Source organism: Rhodococcus sp. ACT016 (assembly GCF_050477185.1).
GTDB lineage: Bacteria > Actinomycetota > Actinomycetes > Mycobacteriales > Mycobacteriaceae > Prescottella.
The window spans coordinates 2004587-2024058 of sequence record NZ_JBEAET010000001.1 but is presented as its reverse complement, the minus strand read 5'-3'; the positions used below and the strand labels follow the sequence as shown (position 1 = coordinate 2024058).

21 protein-coding genes and 1 pseudogene are annotated in these 19472 nt (G+C 67.8%); 10 read left to right on the top strand and 12 right to left on the bottom strand.

Translation table 11 applies throughout. From position 1 onward, the window contains the following. Position 1 precedes the first annotated feature (1 nt). The 4 genes from zwf to ACQ5DX_RS09430 all read left to right on the top strand — a co-directional run bounded on the left by zwf (position 2) and on the right by ACQ5DX_RS09430 (position 3953). A complete protein-coding gene (gene zwf, locus ACQ5DX_RS09445; protein WP_430332373.1) occupies positions 2-1543 on the top strand; it encodes a glucose-6-phosphate dehydrogenase in 1542 nt (513 codons plus the stop codon). Continuing rightward, entirely contained in the window at positions 1540-2451 is a 912-nt protein-coding gene (opcA, locus tag ACQ5DX_RS09440; RefSeq protein WP_430332372.1) for a glucose-6-phosphate dehydrogenase assembly protein OpcA, read from the top strand. Before zwf ends, opcA begins: the two co-directional genes overlap by 4 nt. Continuing rightward, positions 2444-3202 (top strand): 6-phosphogluconolactonase, encoded by a 759-nt coding sequence (gene pgl, locus ACQ5DX_RS09435; protein WP_430332371.1) that lies wholly within the window; start codon positions 2444-2446, stop codon positions 3200-3202. Before opcA ends, pgl begins: the two co-directional genes overlap by 8 nt. A 292-nt stretch (positions 3203-3494) precedes the next feature. After that, entirely contained in the window at positions 3495-3953 is a 459-nt protein-coding gene (locus ACQ5DX_RS09430; protein WP_430332370.1) for a DUF6389 family protein, read from the top strand. 19 nt (positions 3954-3972) lie between these two features. On the opposite strand, the gene ACQ5DX_RS09425 is transcribed toward ACQ5DX_RS09430, so the two are convergent. Further along, positions 3973-4845 carry an alpha/beta fold hydrolase gene (locus ACQ5DX_RS09425; protein WP_430332369.1) on the bottom strand — a complete coding sequence of 291 codons (873 nt, stop codon included), beginning with the start codon at positions 4843-4845 and terminating at the stop codon, positions 3973-3975. Between the two features lie 75 nt (positions 4846-4920). Between ACQ5DX_RS09425 and ACQ5DX_RS09420 the strand changes: the two genes are divergently transcribed. The 3 genes from ACQ5DX_RS09420 (at position 4921) to ACQ5DX_RS09410 (ending at position 6608) form a co-directional block, all read left to right on the top strand. Beyond that, positions 4921-5397, top strand: coding sequence for a MarR family winged helix-turn-helix transcriptional regulator (locus ACQ5DX_RS09420; protein ID WP_430332368.1), 477 nt, complete (start codon positions 4921-4923; stop codon positions 5395-5397). 367 nt (positions 5398-5764) lie between these two features. Further along, positions 5765-6079 carry a hypothetical protein gene (locus ACQ5DX_RS09415; RefSeq protein WP_430332367.1) on the top strand — a complete coding sequence of 105 codons (315 nt, stop codon included), beginning with the start codon at positions 5765-5767 and terminating at the stop codon, positions 6077-6079. Positions 6080-6083: 4 nt separating this feature from the next. After that, a complete protein-coding gene (locus ACQ5DX_RS09410) occupies positions 6084-6608 on the top strand; it encodes a hypothetical protein (protein ID WP_430332366.1) in 525 nt (174 codons plus the stop codon). 51 nt (positions 6609-6659) lie between these two features. Here ACQ5DX_RS09410 and ACQ5DX_RS09405 read toward each other — a convergent pair whose 3' ends face one another. Together ACQ5DX_RS09405 and dapA are read right to left on the bottom strand one after the other, a co-directional pair. Beyond that, on the bottom strand, positions 6660-6974 hold the full coding sequence (locus ACQ5DX_RS09405) for a YciI family protein (RefSeq protein WP_430332365.1): 315 nt from the start codon (positions 6972-6974) through the stop codon (positions 6660-6662). 91 nt (positions 6975-7065) lie between these two features. Continuing rightward, positions 7066-7977 carry a 4-hydroxy-tetrahydrodipicolinate synthase gene (dapA, locus tag ACQ5DX_RS09400; protein WP_430332364.1) on the bottom strand — a complete coding sequence of 304 codons (912 nt, stop codon included), beginning with the start codon at positions 7975-7977 and terminating at the stop codon, positions 7066-7068. Between the two features lie 70 nt (positions 7978-8047). Here dapA and ACQ5DX_RS09395 point away from each other — a divergent pair, with 70 nt between their 5' ends. After that, entirely contained in the window at positions 8048-8959 is a 912-nt protein-coding gene (locus ACQ5DX_RS09395; RefSeq protein ID WP_430332363.1) for a LysR family transcriptional regulator, read from the top strand. A gap of 63 nt (positions 8960-9022) precedes the next feature. On the opposite strand, the pseudogene ACQ5DX_RS09390 reads toward ACQ5DX_RS09395, so the two are convergent. The 6 genes and pseudogenes from ACQ5DX_RS09390 to secG all read right to left on the bottom strand — a co-directional run bounded on the left by ACQ5DX_RS09390 (position 9023) and on the right by secG (position 13816). Continuing rightward, a pseudogene (locus tag ACQ5DX_RS09390) lies at positions 9023-9402 on the bottom strand (DUF4267 domain-containing protein). Between the two features lie 22 nt (positions 9403-9424). Then, the gene (locus ACQ5DX_RS09385) at positions 9425-9742 is read right to left on the bottom strand and encodes an NIPSNAP family protein (protein WP_430332362.1); all 318 of its coding nucleotides are present in this window, start codon (positions 9740-9742) and stop codon (positions 9425-9427) included. Between the two features lie 57 nt (positions 9743-9799). Then, positions 9800-10276: a DUF1772 domain-containing protein gene (locus tag ACQ5DX_RS09380; RefSeq protein ID WP_430332361.1), complete on the bottom strand. Its 477-nt coding sequence runs from the start codon at positions 10274-10276 to the stop codon at positions 9800-9802. Between the two features lie 36 nt (positions 10277-10312). Next, positions 10313-13117, bottom strand: a complete 2805-nt coding sequence (gene ppc / locus ACQ5DX_RS09375) for a phosphoenolpyruvate carboxylase (protein ID WP_430332360.1) — start codon at positions 13115-13117, stop codon at positions 10313-10315. A 52-nt stretch (positions 13118-13169) separates the two neighbouring features. Beyond that, complete coding sequence (locus ACQ5DX_RS09370) at positions 13170-13580, bottom strand: PPOX class F420-dependent oxidoreductase (RefSeq protein WP_430332359.1); 411 nt, start codon at positions 13578-13580, stop codon at positions 13170-13172. 2 nt (positions 13581-13582) lie between these two features. Continuing rightward, positions 13583-13816 (bottom strand): preprotein translocase subunit SecG, encoded by a 234-nt coding sequence (gene secG, locus ACQ5DX_RS09365; RefSeq protein WP_430332358.1) that lies wholly within the window; start codon positions 13814-13816, stop codon positions 13583-13585. 409 nt (positions 13817-14225) lie between these two features. On the opposite strand from secG, the gene ACQ5DX_RS09360 reads away from it, so the two are divergent. Beyond that, positions 14226-15146: a tyrosine-protein phosphatase gene (locus ACQ5DX_RS09360; RefSeq protein WP_430332357.1), complete on the top strand. Its 921-nt coding sequence runs from the start codon at positions 14226-14228 to the stop codon at positions 15144-15146. 168 nt (positions 15147-15314) lie between these two features. Continuing rightward, positions 15315-16223 (top strand): tyrosine-protein phosphatase, encoded by a 909-nt coding sequence (locus tag ACQ5DX_RS09355; RefSeq protein ID WP_430335605.1) that lies wholly within the window; start codon positions 15315-15317, stop codon positions 16221-16223. A gap of 75 nt (positions 16224-16298) precedes the next feature. On the opposite strand, the gene tpiA is transcribed toward ACQ5DX_RS09355, so the two are convergent. Genes tpiA through gap form a run of 3 tightly spaced genes read right to left on the bottom strand, consistent with a single transcriptional unit; the run spans position 16299 to position 19323 of the window. Further along, on the bottom strand, positions 16299-17084 hold the full coding sequence (gene tpiA / locus ACQ5DX_RS09350) for a triose-phosphate isomerase (protein WP_430332356.1): 786 nt from the start codon (positions 17082-17084) through the stop codon (positions 16299-16301). A gap of 3 nt (positions 17085-17087) precedes the next feature. Beyond that, positions 17088-18299, bottom strand: a complete 1212-nt coding sequence (locus tag ACQ5DX_RS09345) for a phosphoglycerate kinase (protein ID WP_430332355.1) — start codon at positions 18297-18299, stop codon at positions 17088-17090. Positions 18300-18303: 4 nt separating this feature from the next. Then, complete coding sequence (gap, locus tag ACQ5DX_RS09340) at positions 18304-19323, bottom strand: type I glyceraldehyde-3-phosphate dehydrogenase (protein WP_430332354.1); 1020 nt, start codon at positions 19321-19323, stop codon at positions 18304-18306. Between the last annotated feature and the right edge of the window lie 149 nt (positions 19324-19472).

The following is a 19472-nucleotide window of genomic DNA, read 5'->3' as shown; positions in this document are numbered from 1 at the left end:
CGTGAGCGAACCCGCGGCGGACCGTTGGATCAACCCCCTTCGGGACAGCAGGGATCGGCGACTGCCTCGCATCGCCGGCCCGTGCGCCCTAGTGATCTTCGGCGTCACCGGCGACCTGGCACGCAAGAAACTCATGCCGGCGGTCTACGACCTCGCCAACCGAGGATTGTTGCCGCCCGGGTTCGCTCTCGTCGGTTTCGCCCGGCGTGACTGGGCGGATCAGGACTTCAGTCAGGTCGTCCACGACGCGGTCCGCGAGCACGCGCGCACCCCGTTCCGCGAGGACGTGTGGGAGCAGCTCGCGAAGGGCATCCGCTTCGTGCACGGCAGCTTCGACGACGAGTCTGCGTTCACCAGGCTCTCGGACACGCTCGACACGCTGGAACGTGAGCGCGGCACCCGCGGCAACCACGCGTTCTACCTGTCGATTCCGCCGGCGCAGTTCCCGACGGTCTGCGAGCAGCTGTCGAGGTCGGGTCTGGCGAAGTCAGTGGACGGCCAGTGGCGGCGCGTCGTCATCGAGAAGCCGTTCGGCCACGACCTCGAGAGTGCTCGTGAGCTCAACGCGGTGGTGAACAACGTGTTCCCCGAGGACATGGTGTTCCGCATCGACCACTACCTGGGCAAGGAAACGGTCCAGAACATCCTGGCGCTGCGGTTCGCGAACCAGCTGTTCGACCCGATCTGGAACGCCCACTACGTCGACCACGTGCAGATCACGATGGCCGAGGACATCGGCCTCGGTGGCCGCGCCGGGTACTACGACGGAATCGGCGCCGCCCGCGACGTCATCCAGAATCACCTGCTCCAGCTGCTCGCATTCACCGCGATGGAGGAGCCGGTGAGCTTCGAGCCGTCCGAACTGCAGGCCGAGAAGATCAAGGTCCTGTCCGCGACCCGGCTCGCCGAGCCGCTCGACGAGACCACCGCGCGCGGCCAGTACGCGGGCGGCTGGCAGGGCGGGCTCAAGGTCGTGGGCCTGCACGAGGAAGAAGGGTTCGCGCAGGACTCGACCACCGAGACCTACGCGGCGATCACCCTAGAGGTGGACACCCGCCGCTGGGCCGGGGTCCCGTTCTATCTGCGGACCGGGAAGCGATTGGGCCGCAGGGTCACCGAGATCGCCGTCGTCTTCAAGCGCGCACCGCACCTGCCGTTCGACGCGACGATGACCGAGGAGCTCGGCCAGAACGCGCTGGTGATCCGCGTCCAGCCGGACGAGGGCGTCACCATGCGCTTTGGGTCCAAGGTCCCGGGCTCGAGCATGGAGGTCCGCGACGTCAACATGGACTTCAGCTACGGGCAGGCGTTCACCGAGTCATCGCCCGAGGCGTACGAGCGCCTGATCCTCGACGTCCTGCTCGGTGAGCCGTCGCTGTTCCCGGTGAACGCAGAGGTCGAGTTGTCGTGGAAGATCCTCGATCCCGTACTCGACCACTGGGCGAAGCAGGGCAAGCCGGAGCCGTACGAGGCCGGAACGTGGGGACCGCCGTCGGCGCAGGAGATGATGCGCCGCACCGGGCGTGAATGGAGAAGACCGTGATCATCGAGCTGCCGTCGACCACGACCGGCGCGATCAACAAGAAGCTCGTCGAGCTGCGCGAGACCGGTGGCGCGGTCACTCTCGGCCGGGTGCTCACGCTCGTGGTGTGCACCCGCGAGAGCAAGAACTCCGAGGACGTCATCGACGCCGCGAACGAGGCCAGCCGCGAGCATCCGTGTCGCGTCATTGTCGTCGCCCGCGGGTCTCGTTCGGAGGATACCCATCTCGACGCCGAGATCCGTGTGGGCGGCGACGCTGGTGCGTCGGAGGTCGTGATTCTGCGTGTGTTCGGCGAGCTCGCCGATCACGAGGCGAGCGTCGTGGTCCCGTTCCTGCTGCCCGACACCCCCGTGGTGGCGTGGTGGCCGGACGACACGCCGACGATCCCTGCCCTGGACCCGGTGGGACGGTTGGCGATCCGCCGGATCACCGACGCGACGGGCGCCCACGATCCGACCGCGACCATCAAGAGTCGCCTCGGTTCGTACACCGCCGGCGACACCGACCTCGCGTGGAGCCGCATCACGTACTGGCGGGCGCTGCTGACGTCGGCGCTGGATCAGCCGCCGCACGAGCAGATCGCCGCCGCGACGGTGTCGGGCCTGGCAACTGAGCCTGCCTTGGACGTCCTCGCAGGGTGGCTGGCCGACCGGATCGAGGGTCCGGTCCGACGGCAGACCGGACCGTTGTTCGTCGAACTGCAGCTCGCCAACGGCGACCGCCTCGCGATCAGCCGACCGCAGACCGAGACCACCGCGACACTGAGCCGCACGGGTCAGCCGGACGCTCTGGTCGCGCTCGCTCGGCGCGAGACCCGCGACTGCCTGGCCGAGGAGCTCCGCCGACTCGATCCCGACCAGATGTACGAAGCCGCACTGACCGGACTGTCGAAGGTGGAATATGTCTGACGTGAACGCCCAGCAGGAGATCCGCCGTTTCGCCGATACCGACGCGCTGGTGCGCGCGACGGCCGATCGTTTCGTCGACGCGGTCGTCGCGGCACAGCAGGCCCGCGGTTCCGCCGCGGTGGTGCTCACGGGCGGTGGCACCGGCATCGCCCTGCTCGAGCATGTCCGTGAGAATCCGGGCGCGATCGACTGGGCGGCTCTGGACGTGTTCTTCGGCGACGAGCGTTTCCTGCCGGCGGGCGATCCGGAGCGCAATGAGGTGCAGGCGCACCAGGCGCTGCTCGATCACGTTCCGGTCGATCCCGCCCGGGTGCACGTCATGGCGGCGTCCGACGGCGCCTACGGCAGCGACCCGGTGACCGCGGCCGCCGCGTACGCCGAGGTCCTCGACGCGTTCGCGGCCGACCGCGAAGGCCCCCTCTTCGACGTCCATCTCCTCGGCATGGGCGGCGAGGGCCACATCAATTCGCTGTTCCCCGACACGGATGCGGTCCGGGAACCCGAGCAGCTCGTCGTCGCGGTGACCGACTCCCCGAAGCCGCCGTCGGTGCGGGTCACGCTCACGCTGCCCGCTGTCCAGTCCGCCCGCGAGGTGTGGCTGATCGTGTCGGGTGAGGCGAAGGCCGACGCGGTCGCCGCGGCGGTCGACGGTGCCGCGCCCGAGGAGATCCCCTCCGCGGGTGCGCGCGGTATCGAGCGCACGGTGTGGCTGCTCGACGAGGCCGCGGCAAGCAGGCTTCCGCAGGCCTGACCTCATTCGGGCGGATCCTCGACGGATTGGCCCGAGTTCCCCGGCCGCTGAGGCTCACCGGTGTCGGCCACGATCTGTCGTGGCCGACACCCGGTCGCCAGACGGGCACTGCTGCGGGGCCCACTCGCCACGCGCGATCCGACCCGCCGATACGTGGTCTCCCACGGGCACCGATCCATTCGCCCCTCCCCTGTCACTCCCGGCATCTGTTCCGTTCGCTCAGTAGGACGCGGGCAGTCGCGGATCGGTTCCCTCACCGCCGCCGGCCGTATCCGGCGATACGATCTCCGGCGTGGATCGCGCGGAATACCTTTCGGAGCTGGAAGCCGTCCTCGGCCGCTACACGGCGACTGCGGCGGAGAAGATATCGGCAATCCTCGCCGCCTGCCCGGCAGAGGCGACCGAGCTGTGTTTCGACGTGTTCCCCGACCAGGACGGCGAGGGCACCTTCGACGTGTGGGCTCGGCTCGAGGGCCCGGACTCGTTCGTACTCAACAAGGCCGTCGACGAGCACCGCCACCTGTTCGGCGTCGTCTACACCGAGGACGGACTCGAGCCCGACGTCCCCCTCTGGCCGAGCAGTGATACGCCCTTCTGCGTCCAGGACGCGGTCGTCGACGCCGCCGCGACGTGGCTGACGGAACTGTGGTCCCGGGTCGGCGAGGCCCACTCGACGCTGCCGTGGCTCGTCGAGGGCGAGGACGGCTACGGCACCGTCACGCCGTTGCTGTTCACGCCGTCGAGCCGTTAGGGGCTGAGGTCCCCGATCCCTAGCCGAGCGCGGTTCGCAGCACCGCGCGCAGTTCCGGCGACGAGCTCATCGGCAGCGTGTAGTGGGTCTCACCGGGCATCACGTGCACCTCGGCCTGTGGCATCGACATCTGCACCCGCTCTCGGACCCGCGCGACGTCGTGCACCCGACTGCGCTCCGCCAGCACGACGGTCACGGGGGCGCGCACGTTTCCGAGGTCGTGCGGCCGGGGTCGCCGCGGCACGACCGGGCGGTGCGCCGGAAACCGTTCGGCGCCGTATGCGACCAGGTCGAGCCAGTCGGGATCGACCGCTGTTCCGGCCGCCTCCCAGCCGATAAGGGCGCGTTCGCGGTCCGCGGTGGGGCGCAACAGCAGCGGCATCGCGCGCAGGAGGTAGCCGGGGCGAAATCCGGCGAAACACGAGTTCGGGTCGAGCAGCACCAGCCGATCGACCCGGGCCGGGTTCCGGATGGTGAACGCGAGTCCCACCATCGCTCCGTACGAATGCCCGACCACCGCAACTCGTTCCGAGCCGAGGGCGTCGAGGATGTCCGCGAGCCACGCCATCAGTTGATCGACACTGCGGAGTCGCTCGCGGATCACGCTACGCCCGACGTCACCGGGAATGTCGACCGCGAACACGCGGTGCGAGGCCGCCAACTCCCCTGCTGCCGCGAACCACGACATCGAGGTCGCTCCGCCGCCCGGTAGCAGCAGCACCGGTGGTGCGTCGGCCGAACCGCACACGTTCACCCGGGTCGTGCCGTGCGCAGTCTCGGCGTCGACGGCGTCGACCGGAACGCCCCATTTTGCCCGCATGCGGTCGTACAGGTCGCAGAATTCGCGGCCTGACGCCGTGTCGGCGAAGTCCGAGACATTGCCGTCAACCATGTGAACCCCCAGCCTATTATCTCGATGATCGAGATACTAGGCTGACGAGATACCAGAGTCCAGAGGGAGTAGCAGTTGCCGGAACCGACGACGCAGGACGACGAAGCGCACCCGATCGTGCACAGCCTCCGGGCGCTGACGGTCGAGCTGCATCTGCTCGGGGCGGAGTTTGCTGCGCGTAACCAGTTGCACACCACCGATCTTCGCGCCCTGATCTGCCTGCTCGACGCCGATCGCTCCGGGGTCCCCGCCACGCCCGGACTGCTCGCCGAGAAACTCGCACTCACCTCGGCGTCGACCACCGCATTGGTGGATCGACTCGAAAAGGCCGGACACATCCGGCGCAGCCGGGACACCGCCGATCGCCGTCGCGTACTGCTCGAGGTCACGCCGTCCGCAATGAAACTGGGATGGTCGTTCTTCGGCCCGCTCATCGGTGCGGCGGGGGAAACGATCGAGCGCTTCACCGCGGACGAACGGAGCGTCATCGAACAGTTCCTCGTGCAGATGACTGCAGCGGCTACCGCGACGCGCGCCGAATTCGCGCCCTGAACCCACTGCGCTCGATCGTGTGCTTGCCATAGCCTCTGCGCGCGTGGAGGCTGACGAAATGGAGCGATCCGGCGACTCCGACGAAAAGCATCGGGTCAACTTCGCGTTCGTAGCGAATGCCTCGGACGATGCGGCGAAGGTCGAGCACACCACACCTGCGCGACCTCACCGCCGATCGAATCGACCGGTGCGGATGCCGCCTGACAACGAGATCCCCGCAACACTCCCCCTTGTCGTTCCCCTCGCCACGACAGATGATGTGGCGGTCTGGCTCTGCGACCTGGCCGTGTACAGCAGCGGGGTGGCCTTCACTCTGCAGGGCCGCCACCGATCCGACCGCGAGCCGAAGCCGCACAGGAGCCCGCGGATGTGCCTCGCGGGTCACGCCTGCCCAGGCGAGAACACACCCGTCCGACTGACGGTTGCACTCTCGGACGGCACCGCACTGTCGAATTCCACTCCCCGACAGGAATTCCCGAACGATGACGCAGCTCATTGGCTCGAGGCCGGCCGCGGATCCTCGGGCGCAGACTACTACCTGAGTCCGCTGCCGCCACCAGGCTTGCTCGTCATCGCGATTGCCTACCCCGAGTTCGACATTCCACCGTCCCGGATCGAGATCGAGGCCGACGCAATCCTGGACGCCTCCACTCGCGTCACGCAGCTCTGGCCGGAGGAGTGAGACCGTGCAGCGCCGAACATCCGCACCGCGAGACGAAATTCCCGTCGTCCTCCCCAGCGGCTGCATTCCGGCCCGAACCGACGACGTCGCACTCTGGATCGACACCCTTCATGTGTTCTCGACCGGCATCGAGTTCACAATTCGGGCGCGCTATCGATCCGCAGCGCCGATCGAGGTCTTCGGCCTCGGGCCCTATACCCACCCGCACACGAACGGCGCACGTCTCCATCTCGCCGTCGCGTACCCGGACGGCCGCCTCGCGACCAACACGGTCGACTTCCGTTCACCACCACACGATCCGAACCATGCGTACCTGTCTTCGGGCAGCGCGATCGGCGGAGAAGCTGCCGCGTACGCCCGGTACTTCCTCAGCCCACTTCCGCCACCCGGACCGCTCACCATCGCGTTCGCACTCCCCGAGGCCGAAATCGGCGAGCACCGGCTGATCCTCGACGGTTCCACAATCCTCGAGGCCGCCGCGGGTGTCGTACAGCTGTGGCCACCCGAGGAGACGGACTCGTTGAACTGAGCCGCTGCTACGCAAACGGCGGTCTCCCGCCCATTCATCGAACGGCCCGGGTCAGAGGTCTGGACCGGGCGAAACGAGCCAGGACCGGAAGATCTTCTCGGTTGCGATGCCCTCCACGACGAACGGATCATCGGCTGCAAAAGCTTCCGCAGCCTCCATCGAGGTGAAGATCGACATCGCTGCGGCCTGTCCTTCCGAGGTTTCGGCGAACGGCCCGATCATGACGAGTGCGCCCGGCCGGTCGATTCGGAATTTGGCCGCATATGCGCTGTGCGCTGGAAAGACCTCGGGGATCCGGGTGCGAGCTGCTTCGTCGGAGTAGTACAGGAGAACGACGTGGGGAACCCACACCGGCTGCGCCGCCATTCGAACCCACTCCAGGACTTGGTTGTCGGCCGCGATCAGTCTATCCGGCGACCGGGTCGACGAGGTAGAGGAGTTCCTTGATCGACACGACCTACCGGCAGATGGTCTCGAGCGCACCGACAATCGACGAAGCGTCTCCGGCCGGCAGCAAGGGCAGCCGGACGTTCGCGCTCGAGATCCGGCCCTGGGCGTGAAGCACGGCTTTGATGACGGTGGGATTGGGCTCGGACATGAGCGCGCAGGCGGGGTCCACGAGTCGGTTACCCAGAACTCGTGCGTGCTCGGACTTTCCGCTGCGCCACAGCTGGAACAGTTCGACGAACTCACGCGTGCACACGTTCGCCGTCGCCAGGATCGCTCCCGCCGCACCCATCGCCAGCAGTGGCGAGACAAGGGCGTCTTCGCCTGCGAGGACCGAGAACGAGTCGAGCGGGGCGGACCGAGGCGATGAGGCAATCGCGGCGAGTAGCCGCGCGGTATCGGTATCCACCGAGCCGACCGCCTGCTTGATCCCGACGATCCGCGGATGCTCCGAAAGCCGCACAATGGACTCCCAACCCAGTTGCTGCCCAGTGCGATACGGAACGTTGTACAGAATCAGTGGGAGCGGGCTACGTTCGGCGACGTATTCGAAATGTGCCACGACGCCCGCCTCGGACGGACGCGTGTAGTACGGGACCACCACCAGCACGCCCGCGACGTCGGCGTACGCGCTCACCTCCTCGATGGCGTGCACCGTGCCGGCCGTGTCGTTGGACCCCGCCCCGACGACCAGTGGAACACCGTGCTCACGACAGACCCTGCCGCAGATCTCCAGAACGGATCGGCGCTCCTGCGGGCTCAGCGTGGACGGCTCCGCGGTGGTCCCCAACGCGACGATTCCGGCCGCGCCCTCCTCGATCACACTGTGCGCGAGGCGTTCCAGATCGGTGGCTGCGAGGGCGCCGTTCTCCGTGAACGGCGTGACGAGTGGGACGAATATTCCTGACGGATGGAAGGTCATGCGCCCAGTCTCACCGGCAGCATGATCAAGATCCAGTTACTCTTTCTGATGCCATCCGTAAGCTGATCTGATGCTCGACATTCGCAAGCTCAGACTTCTTCGCGAACTGGCCCACCGCGGAACCATTGCGGCGGTCGCGGAAGCGCTCTCGTACACGCCGTCGGCCGTGTCGCAGCAGCTTGCGGCACTCGAGAGAGAGGCGGGCCGGTCCCTGTTGACGCGGACCGGACGTCGCGTCAGCCTCACGCCGGCCGGGGCCGTGCTGGTCGAGCACACCGAGGCGATTCTTGCGGATGTGGAACGAGCCGAAGCCGCACTCGCCGTAGCTGAAGCTGGACTGTCGGGATCGGTTCGCCTGGGGGCGTTTCCGACCGCCCTCCGCACTGTCGTGCTACCAGCCATGCTGGAGATCGCTCGCACCGAACCGGACCTCGAGCTGACGGTGACCGAGGTCGATCCCGCCGAGGTGCCGGACCGACTCCGCGGAGGTCGGTTGGACCTCGCGCTGGTCCACGAATACGACAACGTTCCCTCGACCGTGGGAGGGGGAATCGAGCTGGAACCGTTGCTCGACGAGGTCGTCTACCTGGCCTCGCCGACACCACCGGACGAAGATGGCACCGCAGTTGTCCGCGGCCATTCGCGAAGCCGCTGGATCGTCGGCAACCCCGGAACTCTCTGCCACACCATGGCCGTACGCACCTGTCAGTCCCAGGGCTTCGAACCGCGCGTCGCCCATCAGGTCGACGACTTCGCGACCGTACTGCGCCTCGTCGCCGCGGGCGCCGGCGTGGCATTGGTTCCCCAACTCGGGGCGACCGAGGTCCCGGCCGGGGTGGTCCTCACCGCCCTCCCGATGGGCAGGCGGACCCGGATCGCGTACCGCCGCGGGAGCCGGTCGCAGCCCGCATTCGCCGCAGTGCGGGCCGAGCTGCATCGCGCGGCCCGCGACCTCGACGTGATGGCCCGCGACAGTTGGTAGCACTTTGTCAGGTCGGGAAGGTGTGGTGACACAGCCTGCGGGTGCCGATGGGATTGCCGTGGCTTAGGAAATGAGCAAAAGCGCAGACGTCCGAGCATGACGACGGCGGTGAGGCCATGGACGCCCAGCGCGATCGACCTGGGGCCGCCGTTGCCGAGCACGATGGCCGCATCGGCGAGCGGAATGATCGTGGCAGCCAGTATCACCCAACCGAGCAAGTGCGTCGCGCCCGCCGCCATGAGAATCAAGACGACCAGCCCCGACGCGATGTCGCGGACGCCCTTGGCGGTCAGATAGGCGCCAGGAGATGGCTGGCCGGGCTCTGCCGGCACACCGTAGTCCGCGGCGGCAACGCGCGGCGCGACAATGAACCGTGCGCCGATGAAGATGATGCCCGCAGCAATGAGTCCCGCGAGCGTGTAGCCGACGGTGGTGACAATCACGTCGAGCACCCCTGGGGTCTTGTCAATGAATCGGCGAGTATGACGCCGGGTCAAGCAGTATCGACTGAACGTCGACGATCTCGTCGGCATCGAATCCAGCCATATCGGCGGCGAATTCCGGGCTGGCCATGACCTGCCGCGTAAGTTCTTCGGGATCGGCGCCCTGTGGGTAGCGGATCAGCGCGACGAGTCGATTCGCGCCGCCGCGTCGTTCTGTCCACACACCGTGCGTGGTGACCCCGAATGTCTTGAACGTTGCCGAGTGGCGGTCCCAGTGAACCATCGCATACTGCAGCAGAGCTTCGGGCGATCGCAGGGTGTAGATCCTGAGCTGAAACATCGAACGGCGGGCTCCTTCGGTTGACGTCGGCTGGTGTGGATCTGCCGGCGCGGCGTGTCAGATCATCAACACCACGCACAGGGCAGCCAGTGCCAGGCCTTGAAGCAACGCGCGAGCGCCGATGATGCTGTCCCACTTTGCCTGCAGCACACGCGCATTCGTCGGCACCTCCCCGGCGTCGGCGGCAGCTGTCAGTTGTCGATTGATGGGCGCACTCACCTGCGTGTAGAGCACAATCCAGACCAACAGCAGGACCAGCGCGACGCCCGCCACGATCGCCTGTGCCCAGTGTGCGGCCACCGTGGCCAGCACCGCGCTTGCCGCGGTGGCCAGAACCCCGAGCACCCCGGGCGCGGGCATTCGCCGGTCTCCGTATCGATGCACGCTTCCGATCACCGCGACCAGGGCACGGTCGTCGACCGATGCCAGGGCCGGTCGCAGGACGATCGCGCAGAACACGTCGGTGCCGTAGACCACCGCGGTACCCAGCACGGCGATCAGTGCGGCGACACGGGTGATGAGATCCAAGCCCATTGTGTAGCTCCCGTCAGTCGCTTCTCTGATGCGGGACTATCCGCTGTTGCGCAGCGCCGTCGCCAGCCCGTTCATCGTCAGCTGGATTCCGCGCCGGACGCCGTCGGAGTCGTCGCCGGCACGGTAGCGCCGCAGCAGCTCCACCTGCAGGTGGTTGAGCGGTTCGAGGTACGGGAAGCGGTTGTGCACCGACCGGTCGAGAGCGGGGTTGTCCCACAGCAGATTGTCGTGTCCGGTGATGGCCCGGTACATCGCGATTGTGCGGGCGTGCTCGGCGGCGATCTTGCCGAAGACCTCCTCACGCAGCGCGACGTCGGGGGCCAGCTCGGAATACCGTGCGGCCAAACCCATGTCAGACTTCGACATCACCTGCGCCATGTTCGACAGCACCGTCCGGAAGAACGGCCACCGCTCGTACAGATCGGTCAGCGTCGCAAGGCGATCCGCGTCACCGCCCACCCAGCTCTCGAACGCGGTTCCGGTGCCGTACCAGCCGGGCAGCATCACCCGCGACTGGCTCCACGACAGCACCCACGGGATCGCCCGCAGGTCGGAGATCGACTCGGTCGGCTTGCGGGACGCCGGACGGCTCCCGATGTTGAGCGCCCCGATCTCGGCCACCGGCGTCGACGCCTTGAAGTATTCGACGAATCCCGGTGTGTCGTGGACCAGGTCGGCGTACGCGACGCGCGCCAGTTCGGCGAGTTCGTCGAGAACCGCGTACGCCGGTGCCGCGTCGTCCCCCAGCCCCTCGACGTCGAGAAGCGTCGATTCGAGCGTCGCCGACACCAGTGCCTCGAGGTTCCGGCGCGCGAGCCGCGGCTCAGCGTACTTCGCGGCGATGATCTCGCCCTGCTCGGTGATCCGCAGCGCACCCTCGACCGCACCGGGCGGCTGCGCGAGGATCGCGTCGTAGCTGGGGCCGCCGCCACGGCCGACGGTTCCACCGCGGCCGTGGAAGAGCCGCAGCCGAATTCCGCTCTTCCGGGCCGCACGCACCAGGTCCAGTTCGGCTCGGTAGAGGGCCCAGTTGGCCGCGAGGTAACCGCCGTCCTTGTTCGAATCGGAGTACCCGAGCATCACTTCCTGGCTGTCGCCGCGGTTGGCGACCAGAGCCCGGTAGATGGGCACCTCCAGGGTGGCCGTGAGGGTTTCCGCACCGCGCCGGAGATCGTCGATGGTCTCGAACAGCGGCACGATGCCCACCGGGCAGCGCGGGCCGTCGTCGCCGTCGGGGTCGAAAAGCCCGACCTCGGCGAGCAGGAGGGCCGCCTCTAGCATGTCGCTGACGGAGTCGCACATGCTGATGACGTAGTTCGGCACCGCCTCGGGTCCGATGCGCGACACCGCGTCGGCGACCGCGCGCAGGATGCCCAGTTCCTTGGTGGTCAGGTCGCTGAAAGCGGCGTGCGGGCCGGCGAGCGGTCGCCGGGTCGCGAGCTCACCGGCGAGCAACCGCACCCGCTCGTCCTCGGGCAGCGAGCGGTAGTCCGGGTGTACGCCGGCCCACGCGAACAGTTCGGCGACGACCGTCTCGTGGATCTCGGAGTTCTGCCGCATGTCGAGGCCGCACAGGTGGAACCCGAAGACTTCCACCGAGTTTCGTAGACGGGACAGCCGATCGTCGGCGACGGTACCGTCGCCGTGCGAGCGCAGCGACACGTCCAGGGACTCGAGGTCTCGCAGCAGATCAGTCGGAGTCTCGTACCCGGGCAGGTCACCGTCGAGGGCGTGCACGGCCCGGTGCCCGAGGATCCGCGACGCGGTGGCCGTGAGGCGGATCCGCAGTCCGCGAATCGCCCGGCGGTAGGGCTCGTCGGCGCGGAATGCCGACTCGTCGCCGGATTCGTCGGCAAGCCTGTCGACTTCCGGTGTCACCGTGACCAACCGGGCCGACATCGACAACTCCCGCTCGAGCACCTCCAGTTCGGCCAGGTGACGTTCGATCGCCGTCTCCGCAGCCCGGTGCGTCGCCCGTCCCACCACGTCGGCGGTGACGAACGGGTTGCCGTCGCGGTCGCCGCCGATCCACGACCCGGGCCGCAGCATCGGTTCCGCGAGAACACCGGTATCCGGCCACCGCGCCCGCAGCGCGTCGCGCAGGTCCGCGTTGATCCGCGGAACCACCTCGAACAGCGAGGCGTCGTAGTAGCGCAGACCGACCTCGATCTCGTCCTGGATCCGCAAGCGGGACAGCCGGATCAGCGCGGTCTGCCACAGTGTCAGGATCTGGCGGCGCAACTGGACGTCCACCGCCTCGACCTCGGCCGGTTCCCCCGCCACCCACTCACGCCGCCGCATCAACTCCATGATCCGGTGCTGTGTCTCGAACACCGTCCGCCGCCGGGTCTCCGTGGGGTGTGCGGTGATCACCGGCGCCACGAGCGCCCCGGCGAGGGCGCGGGCGGCCGATGTCGGGGCGACGTCCGCCGCATCGAGTTTGGCGTAGGTGGCGGCCAGACTGCTGTCCTGCGGCGGCTCCCCCGCCCGGACATGGATTGCGCGCCGGCGCTCGCGGTGGATGTCCTCGGCCACGTTCGCCAGCAATGCGAAGTGACTGAACGCGCGGATGACCGGGATCGCGTCCGCGGTGTCGACCTGCGCGAACATCTCCGCGAGCTGCGCGCGGTCGATCTCGGACCTGCGGACGCGGAACGATTCGACGCGGGCGCGTTCGACGAGCCCGAAGATGTCCTCACCGGACTGTTCGCGCACGATCTCGCCGAGGATGCCGCCGAGCAGACGGATGTCCTCCCGCAGCGGTTCGGTGGCCGCGCGCGACCCGGCCTCCGGCTGGGGCACGGACGTGGGCTCGGACGACGACGCAGAGATGCCGGTCATCACCCGATTATCGGCCGCAGACCCGGCGGTCGCACGGCAACGCGGCGGGCGGTCAGCCCTTCCAGATCACCTTCGACGGCTTCAGGCGAACGATGACACGCGGGGTGTCCGGGGTGTCGTGCTCCCACCGCTCCGCACCCGTGTACTTCTGGGCCAGCTTGTGGATCAGCGAACCACCCGGATCGTCCGTGATGCTGGTGGTGCCGCGGATCTCGACGTAGCTGTACGGGCCGCTCGCGGGGTAGATCAGCACTGTGGCGCGCGGGTCACGCAGCAGATTGTCGGTCTTGCGTCGTCCACGCACCGTGGAGATGAGCACCTCGTCGCCGTCACGCTCGAGCCAGACGACGGACAGTTGGGGCTGCCCGTCCGGTTCGACGGTCGCCAGCGTGGCGAACTCGGGCGCGTCGATCAGCGCCGCCGCGACCTCCGGGATCACCGTGGAACTCTGGTATCCGGCCACCGTCAGCCGAACTTGATCTCGAGCCCGATGCCGATGATCGCGATCAACCAGATCGCCGCGGTGAAGACCGTGAGCCGGTCGAGGTTCTTCTCGACGACACTCGACCCGGCGAGGCTGGACTGGACACCGCCACCGAAGAGGCTGGACAGGCCACCACCCTTACCCCGGTGCAGAAGCACCAGCAGGATCAGCAGCAAGCTGGTGATCACCAGCAGAATGTCCAGAAACATTGCCATGTCGGTCTTCGCTGCCCTTCACACGCCACGGAATTCGGTCACTAGCGCGCCCAGCTTACCTGCAACAAGGACAATCGACCGCAATCCCGTCGACGTGGCGAACTTCCGAACACTCCGTCGGCGTTCACATCGCCCGGGCGAATGCCGTGAGGCCAACGCACCACGCGCGGCCAGTAGGCACTCGCAGCCGGTTCACGTTCCCTCCTCGGACCTGTTTCGGTTTCGCGCCATCACACCATTCGGCGTCGTCCGCCCAGGTAGCGCCACCCAGAGGTCGGTCGAGCGAGTAGCAGCATTCATGACCGGCGACACAATTCCTCCCGCCTGGTGAGACAGCTCACTTATGTGGCACAACGTGCCGCACTACCTTCCGAGCAGTCCGACTCACCCTGCGAGGAAGGCCTCACTCATGACGCACCGCCCCACGGCCCTGCGCCGTTCCGCCCGCACCGCGCTGACACTGGCAGTCTCGGGATCGTTCCTGTTCGCGGGAACCGCTGCCGCCACGGCGGAGGGATCTCTCGATCTCGGATCCCTCGGCTCCCTCGGCTCCGGATTCGGTTCGAGCGCCCCGATCGCCGTCGAGACCCCCCGTCTCGCGTCGGTCGACAACTTCCGAGATGTCGCCGGACCCGGCTACACCAACACCCTGGGAATGCGCCTGAACACCGGCGTCTTCTACCGAGCCAACGCCATCACCCCGACCGACGCCGACCTCGCGACGCTCGGATCGCTCGGACTGTCCGCAATTTACGACCTGCGCACCGACGAGGAGGTCGCGCAGAAGCCCGACCACCTCCCGCAGGGCCCCGAATACGTGCGCATCCCGATCCTGTCGGGTGACCTCGCGGCCGGTGTCGCGAAGCTGAAGACCCCCGACGATGCCCGGAACTTCATGCAGGACATGAACCGCACGTTCGTCACCGATCCCGCGGCCCGTGCCGGGTTCGCGAAACTGCTCACCGACCTCGCGAACACCTCCGGCCCGCAGGTCTACCACTGCACCGCCGGCAAGGACCGCACCGGTTGGACGTCGGCGCTGCTCCTGTCGCTCGCCGGCGTGTCGCGCCAGACCGTGATGGACGACTACCTGCTCACCAACGAGTACACGGCCGCGTCCATGGAGCGGACCTACCAGGGCATCGCCGCAACCCAGGGCCAGGCCGTCGCCGACGTCTACCGTCCCCTGCTCGGCGTCGACGCCAGCTACCTGCAGGCCGGCCTGGACGAGTTGAAGTCCCAGTACGGCACCGTCGAGAACTACCTGCGCTCCGGCCTCGGTCTGTCGCAGGGGACGATCGGCAAGCTCACCCTGAAGCTGCTCGCCTGATCGACCCGAATCCCGCTGGGCGCGTGGCGATGGCGTCACGCGCCCAGCGCGTTCGGGTGCACCCCACCTCACCCGTTCAGTGAGACAGGTCACTTTCCGGGACAATCGTCCGCGCTACCTTCCCCGACGAAACACTCACCCGCGGAAGGAGTTCTCGTGATCCACCAGATGTACGAAACGCCCACTCGACGGCGACGCACGGTCGCCGTGCTCGGCCTGACGGGTGCGCTCATGCTCGGCGGTACCGCCATCGCCGACGCCTCCCCGGTTACCTCGCTGCCGTTCGGTTCCTCAGGGTTCGGGTCGAGCGTTGCCGAGCCCGCCCCCACACCCAGACTCGCGTCAGTCGACAATTTCCGCGATATCGCCGGGACCGGCGACGGCTACCTCGGATTCGGTGGCCTGCACGTGAACCGGGGCGTGTTCTACCGCGCGAACGCGCTGACGCCGAACGCCGCCGACCTCGCGACCCTGCAGTCACTCGGGCTCACCGCCGTCTACGACCTGCGCACCGGCCAGGAGATCGCCGCCAAGCCGGACGTCCTGCCCACCGGAGTGCGGTACTCCCAGATCCAGGTCCTGGCAGCCGATCCGAGCGCCGACATCGCAGCGCTCCGCACCCCGGAAGAGGCGCGCGCCTACGTCCAGGACGGCTATCGCTCGACCGTGAACGACGCGACTGCCCGCCGCGGCTACGCCGAACTGTTGACCGCACTCGCCGACACACCCGGACCGCAGGTGTTCCACTGCACCGCCGGCAAGGACCGGACCGGATGGGCGACAGCGCTGCTCCTCGGGATCGCCGGCGTGTCGCGGGAGACCGTTACGGCCGACTACCTGCTGTCCAACGACTACTCGGCCGGCACCATCGCGGCCACCCTCGCCCAGATCACCGCAGTCAAGGGACCTGAGGCCGCGGAGATCTACCGCCAGCTCATCGGCGTCGACGCCAGCTATCTCGCCGCGTCCTTCGAGGAGGTCGACCGCAACTACGGCTCGCTCGAGCACTACCTGACCGACGGCCTCGGGCTCACACCGGCCACCATCGCGAAGCTGCGACTGAAGCTGCTCGTCTGAGCCGCGACCGACGAAAAACGCGGGGCGCGTGACCTTTCCGGTCACGCGCCCCGCGCTCGTTCGATTGCTACCGCATCACGGCAGCGGCCCGCCGGCCGCGATGGCCGCCAGGGTCGCGAACTCGTCCGACTTGAGCGAGGCTCCGCCGACGAGGCCGCCGTCGACGTCGGGCTGAGCAACCAGCTCGCCGACGTTCTTGGCGTTGACCGATCCGCCGTAGAGGACCCGCACGGCCTGTGCGACCTCGGCCGAGGCCAGCTCGGCGAGGGTGGCACGCACCGCGGCGCACACCTCCTGGGCGTCGGCGGCCGAGGCCACCTTGCCGGTGCCGATGGCCCACACGGGCTCGTACGCGACGACGATCTTGGAGATCTCGTCGGCCGACAGGCCCGCCAACGAGCCCTTCAGTTGCGCAACGTTGTACGCCACGTGCTCGCCGGCCTCGCGGATGTTCAGACCCTCACCGATGCAGACGATCGGGGTGAGCCCGTTCGCCAGCGCGGCCTTGGTCTTCGCGAGGACCGTCTCGTCGGTCTCGCCGTGCAGCGTGCGCCGCTCGGAGTGACCGACGACGACGAACGTGCAGCCCAGCTTGGCCAGCATCGAGCCGCTGATCTCGCCGGTGTAGGCACCGGACTCGTGGGCGGACAGATCCTGCGCACCGTAGGTGAGCAGCAGCTTGTCGCCCTCGACCAGCGTCTGCACGCTGCGGATGTCGGTGAACGGCGGGATCACCGTCACGTCGACCTTCTCGAAGTACTTCGCGGGCAGCGAGAACGCGATCTTCTGCACCAGAGCGATGGCCTCGAGGTGGTTGAGGTTCATCTTCCAGTTGCCGGCGATCAAAGGCTTACGTGCCATGCCTCAGTCCTCCAGCGCCGCGATGCCGGGAAGCGTCTTGCCCTCGAGGTATTCGAGGGAGGCGCCACCGCCGGTCGAGATGTGCGAGAAGCCGTCCTCCGGCAGACCGAGCTGACGCACGGCCGCCGCGGAATCGCCGCCGCCGACGACGCTGAACGCGCCCTTGCCGGTGGCCTCGATGATCGCCTCGGCGACACCCTTGGTGCCGGCCGAGAACTTCGCGAACTCGAACACGCCCATCGGGCCGTTCCAGAACACCGTCTTGGCACCCGAGAGGATCGCCGCGAAGCGCTCCACCGACTGCGGTCCGATGTCCAGGCCCATCCAGCCGTCCGGAATCTCCAGCACGGAGACCGTCTTCGACTCGGCGTCCGCCGAGAACGAGTCGGCGATCACCACGTCCTGCGGGATGTGGATGACGTCCGCGTAGCGCTCGAGCAGCTCCTTGCAGGTGCCGATCATCTCTTCCTGGCACAGCGAGTTGCCGACCGAGATGCCCTGCGCCGCAAGGAAGGTGTAGTACATGCCGCCGCCGATGACGAGCGTGTCGACCTTGGGGGCCAACGCCTCGATCACGGCGAGCTTGTCCGACACCTTCGAACCGCCGAGCACGACCGCGTACGGGCGCTCGGAGTCCTGGGTGAGCTTCTGCAGGACCTCGACCTCGGCCGCGACCAGGTTGCCCGCGTAGTGCGGGAGCAGCTTGGCGATGTCGTAGACCGACGCCTGCTTGCGGTGCACGACACCGAAACCGTCGGAGACGAACGCGCCCTCACCGTCGACCAGGTCGACGAGTGCCTTGGCGAGTGCCTCGCGCTCGGCGTCGTCCTTGCTGGTCTCACGCGGATCGAAGCGGATGTTCTCCAGCAGGAGGACATCGCCGTCCGTCAGGCCCTCGGAACGCGCGAGCGCGTCCTGGCCGACGACGTCACCGGCGAGCTGGACGTTTCGACCCAGCACCTCACCGAGCTTGGCGGCGACCGGGGCCAGCGACAGCGCGGGATCGACCGCACCCTTGGGGCGACCGAGGTGCGCCATCACGATGACCTTGGCGCCCGCCTCGGCCAGCGCCGAGATGGTCGGCGCGGACGCGACGATGCGGCCCGCGTCGGTGATGGTTCCGTTGTCCAGCGGGACGTTGAGGTCGGAGCGCACCAGCACGGTACGGCCCTCGACCCCCTCGTCCAGCAGGTCCTTCAGAGTCTTGACAGCCACGGCGTCAGAGGGACTTCGCGACGAGACCGATGAGGTCCGCGAGGCGGTTCGAGTAGCCCCACTCGTTGTCGTACCAGGACACGATCTTGACCTGATCGTCGATGACCTTGGTCAGGCCGGCGTCGAAGATCGAGGAGTGCGGGTCGGTGACGATGTCCGACGACACGATCGGAGCCTCGGTGTACTTCAGGATGCCCTTCAGCGGGCCCTCGGCGGCAGCCTTCATCGCGGCGTTGATCTCGGCGATCGTGGCCGGCTTCGCCAGGTTGACGGTGAGGTCGGTGACCGAGCCGGTCGGGATCGGCACGCGCAGCGCGTAGCCGTCCAGCTTGCCGAGCAGCTGCGGGAGGACCAGGCCGATGGCCTTGGCGGCACCCGTGCCGGTCGGAACGACGTTCAGCGCGGCGGCGCGGGCGCGACGCAGGTCGCTGTGCGGGCCGTCCTGCAGGTTCTGGTCCTGCGTGTACGCGTGGACCGTCGTCATCAGGCCCTTGACGATGCCGAACTCGTCGTCCAGGACCTTGGCGATCGGGCCGAGGCAGTTGGTGGTGCAGGACGCGTTGGAGATGATGTCCTGGCTGCCGTCGTACTTGTCGTCGTTGACGCCCATGACGATGGTGATGTCCTCGCCCTTGGCGGGCGCGGAGATGATGACCTTCTTGGCGCCGGCCTCGAGGTGGCCCTTGGCCTTCTCGGCGTCCGTGAAGATGCCCGTGGACTCGACGACGACGTCGACGCCCAGCTCGCCCCAGGGGAGCTCGTTCAGCGGGCCGCGGTGCGCCAGCGCCTTGATCTTGGTGTCGCCGACGACGATGGTGTCGTCGCCCTCGAGCGAGACGTCGTGCGGCAGACGACCCAGGATCGAGTCGTACTTGAGCAGGTGAGCCAGCGTCGCGTTGTCCGTGAGGTCGTTGACCGCCACGATCTCGATGTCGGTGGTGCCGAGCGCCTTCTGCGCATCGACCGCCCTGAAGAAGTTACGTCCGATACGACCGAAGCCGTTGATGCCTACCCGGACCGTCACAGTTAGCTCCTTTGCCCATCTACTCTGGTGTGCCAGTTTGTCGCCCGCATGAACCTCGCGGGCACGTACCCACGCCGATCGAAACCGAAACGCGTGGGACTCATCGGTCGATGTGTGTCCCACCCTAGTGCGCGCACCCGAACGGGCGC

Excerpts from the sequence above, each read along its gene's own strand:
- pgl (WP_430332371.1), top strand. The coding sequence starts at position 2,444 with ATGTCTGACGTGAACGCCCAGCAGGAGATCCGCCGTTTCGCCGATACC.
- ACQ5DX_RS09425 (WP_430332369.1), bottom strand. The coding sequence starts at position 4,845 with ATGGTTGACGGCAATGTCTCGGACTTCGCCGACACGGCGTCAGGCCGC.
- ACQ5DX_RS09415 (WP_430332367.1), top strand. The coding sequence starts at position 5,765 with ATGTGCCTCGCGGGTCACGCCTGCCCAGGCGAGAACACACCCGTCCGA.
- ACQ5DX_RS09405 (WP_430332365.1), bottom strand. The coding sequence starts at position 6,974 with ATGGCGGCGCAGCCGGTGTGGGTTCCCCACGTCGTTCTCCTGTACTAC.
- dapA (WP_430332364.1), bottom strand. The coding sequence starts at position 7,977 with ATGACCTTCCATCCGTCAGGAATATTCGTCCCACTCGTCACGCCGTTC.
- ACQ5DX_RS09395 (WP_430332363.1), top strand. The coding sequence starts at position 8,048 with ATGCTCGACATTCGCAAGCTCAGACTTCTTCGCGAACTGGCCCACCGC.
- ACQ5DX_RS09385 (WP_430332362.1), bottom strand. The coding sequence starts at position 9,742 with ATGTTTCAGCTCAGGATCTACACCCTGCGATCGCCCGAAGCTCTGCTG.
- ACQ5DX_RS09380 (WP_430332361.1), bottom strand. The coding sequence starts at position 10,276 with ATGGGCTTGGATCTCATCACCCGTGTCGCCGCACTGATCGCCGTGCTG.
- ppc (WP_430332360.1), bottom strand. The coding sequence starts at position 13,117 with ATGACCGGCATCTCTGCGTCGTCGTCCGAGCCCACGTCCGTGCCCCAG.
- secG (WP_430332358.1), bottom strand. The coding sequence starts at position 13,816 with ATGGCAATGTTTCTGGACATTCTGCTGGTGATCACCAGCTTGCTGCTG.
- ACQ5DX_RS09360 (WP_430332357.1), top strand. The coding sequence starts at position 14,226 with ATGACGCACCGCCCCACGGCCCTGCGCCGTTCCGCCCGCACCGCGCTG.
- ACQ5DX_RS09355 (WP_430335605.1), top strand. The coding sequence starts at position 15,315 with ATGTACGAAACGCCCACTCGACGGCGACGCACGGTCGCCGTGCTCGGC.
- tpiA (WP_430332356.1), bottom strand. The coding sequence starts at position 17,084 with ATGGCACGTAAGCCTTTGATCGCCGGCAACTGGAAGATGAACCTCAAC.